This is a genomic window from Streptomyces sp. NPDC000880 (assembly GCF_053599675.1).
Map to the genome: position 1 here is coordinate 1 of NZ_JBSFMS010000242.1, position 2,222 is coordinate 2,222.

Genomic DNA, 2,222 nt, shown 5'->3' on the forward strand with positions numbered 1-2,222 from the left:
CAGCAGCAGCGGGTGGCGATCGCGCGGGCGCTGGCGATGCGGCCGCAGGTACTGCTCCTCGACGAGGTCACATCGGCGCTCGACCCTGAGCTGGTTGCCCTGATCCTTCGCGTATGCCGCGCGCACTGTGTAGCGGCCCGGCCACCTCTTCGGCTTCCCATGCTCTGCCTCGCTTCGCAGGGGAGTACCGAGAGCGTTTGTCGATGACGGTCAAGAGCACCCACGGAACGCAAGCTCGATGTCAGTGAGTTCCAGCAGCAGCGGCCTGCGGGGGCAGGGTCCGGCCTTGCAGGGGCTCGCGCAGGTCGGGTGCGAGCACCTCGCCGAAGAAACCACACTGACCGAGCTGCTGACTGGCGTCACCGTCCACGGCATGGACGGGGGCAAGTAGTTGGCGTGCCTCTCGCCTTCATGAACGCGACGCCGGTGACTGCTCCCCCACGCCATGCGACCAGACCATCCACGAGTCGGCGCTGCCGCCGATGAGGCGATCGCGTACACGAGGCGCAAGCTGGACCAGTGATGGGCCCATCCGGCACCGGTCCAACTGGAGCCGGACGGTGCGCGGTGTTCAGCCGCAGTCGTTGTTGTTGATGCGCAGTGAGCGGGTCTGGTCGTTGAGGTTGCAGGAGCGCAGGTCGTGGATGGAGCCGCCGCTACGGGTGACACACACCCACCGGCCGCTGTAGTTCCGCTTCTCGTAGACGCGAGCGGTCTTACCACTGTTGTTCCTGACCGAGCTGCCCCGGTCACGGATCTCGGAGGGCAGGTCCTTTACACTCCCGTCGACCGCCCGCTTCACCCACGGCTGGCCTCCAAAGTCGATCTCCGGATAAATACACACGTAGCCATCGGGGCAGGCCACAGCACGCTCGGCAGAGGCAGCGGTGTCGATGACGGGTTTCACCACGGCGTCGGTTCCGTGAGCCGACGTCGGTAGGGTCAGAGGCAGGAGAGCGAAGGCGGCGGCCACAGCGGCACGCGTCATGGTTGTCATCACAGGTAAGGAAGTAACGCACTCCACCCAGCCACGCGGCAACGCGACCTGGCTGTCGCGGCATCACGTCCACATAGGCCGAGCTCATGCTCGCCCAGCTGCCACGCGTACCCGGCGGTTGGGGTCGTTGCGCAGGTGGGCGAGCAGTGCATGGGTGTCGGGGAGGTTCTCGGCGGTGTTGACGCGCACGCGCCAGTCGGGGTCGGCGGCGAGGAGTTCTCGGCACAGTTCGAGAGTGTCGCCACCGGCGTGGCCGCTGTGTGCCGCGAAACAGCGGACCCAGGGTTGCTGATGGACGGCGAGTGCTGTCAAGGGCGGCAGGTGACACGGGTCTAGGAGGCTGAGGGCTCGGGTGATCAGGCGTGCCTCGCTGTCGGTGGCGTGCGGCAGTTGGGTGAACGCCAGGGCGACGATGCTGCCAGCGGTATCGGTGTCGCTGCCAGCCAGGCGGGCAGCGGTGACCAGTCCTTGCTGTCGCAGCACGGGCGAGCCCAGGCGGAAGCGAAAACGGTCCAGTGGATGGTCGCAGATCGGTTCTTCGTCTTGTGGAGTCTGGATTTCACCGCGCGCTGCTGCCAGGGCGAGGGCCACGTAGGGCTGCCGCTGGGCAACGGGTAGTACTTTGCCGGCGATGCTCAGCGCAGCCAGTGCCGCGATCTGACTGTCCCCGTCGCGAGGTTGCCTGATCTGCTCGGTCAGGGGCTGGATGTCCGGCGGCAGGAGGCCCTCCCCCATCAGGATCAGATCCGTCCGGCTGAGGCCAGCGGGCGATGACGTCGCGGCACGCGTCCGGTTCGGCTCCGGCCAGCAGGAGCAGATGCACGGCGTCCGCGTTTCCTCCGACGGCCGCGTCGGCGCAGGTCGCTGCCACGATCTGCGAGTGCCGAGTGAAGACTTTTCCTGCGTGGCGCACGAGGGTGCTGACGAGGTGGCTGCTCTGCAGGGCCGCATGGGCCAAGTCCCTTACGGCGTCGGGGGCGAGAGTTTCGTGCACGCGAGCGAGGGCGATGACGGCCCGCGTGCGCGCCTCTGTGACGTCATGTGGTCCTGGCCCGCGGATCGGGCGCATGTTGCGGCGTTGTGGGCCTGCTCCGGGGTGGTGGTGGCGGCCAGTTTGGCGATGTTGCCTAAGCCTCGATCCACCGGTCAGCCCGTGTCCCGTGGATAAAGAATCGAAGAGAGGTGCCTGCTGACCTGCGAAGATGGGAGTTACCACACCACCATC

At 67.0% G+C, this 2,222-nt stretch carries 3 protein-coding genes and 1 pseudogene; 2 read left to right on the top strand and 2 right to left on the bottom strand.

Annotation, left to right across the window (positions count from 1 at the left end; genetic code table 11):
- Positions 1–120, top strand: a pseudogene (locus tag ACWDO5_RS35645) (ATP-binding cassette domain-containing protein); the annotation flags it as partial.
- 124 nt (positions 121–244) lie between these two features.
- Positions 245–391: a hypothetical protein gene (locus tag ACWDO5_RS35650; protein ID WP_450534669.1), complete on the top strand. Its 147-nt coding sequence runs from the start codon at positions 245–247 to the stop codon at positions 389–391.
- 180 nt (positions 392–571) lie between these two features.
- On the opposite strand, the gene ACWDO5_RS35655 is transcribed toward ACWDO5_RS35650, so the two are convergent.
- Positions 572–988, bottom strand: coding sequence for a peptidase inhibitor family I36 protein (locus ACWDO5_RS35655; protein WP_450534670.1), 417 nt, complete (start codon positions 986–988; stop codon positions 572–574).
- A gap of 93 nt (positions 989–1,081) precedes the next feature.
- Positions 1,082–1,732: a hypothetical protein gene (locus ACWDO5_RS35660; protein WP_450534671.1), complete on the bottom strand. Its 651-nt coding sequence runs from the start codon at positions 1,730–1,732 to the stop codon at positions 1,082–1,084.
- Positions 1,733–2,222: the final 490 nt, after the last annotated feature.

Excerpts from the sequence above, each read along its gene's own strand:
- ACWDO5_RS35655 (WP_450534670.1), bottom strand. The coding sequence starts at position 988 with ATGACGCGTGCCGCTGTGGCCGCCGCCTTCGCTCTCCTGCCTCTGACC.
- ACWDO5_RS35660 (WP_450534671.1), bottom strand. The coding sequence starts at position 1,732 with ATGGGGGAGGGCCTCCTGCCGCCGGACATCCAGCCCCTGACCGAGCAG.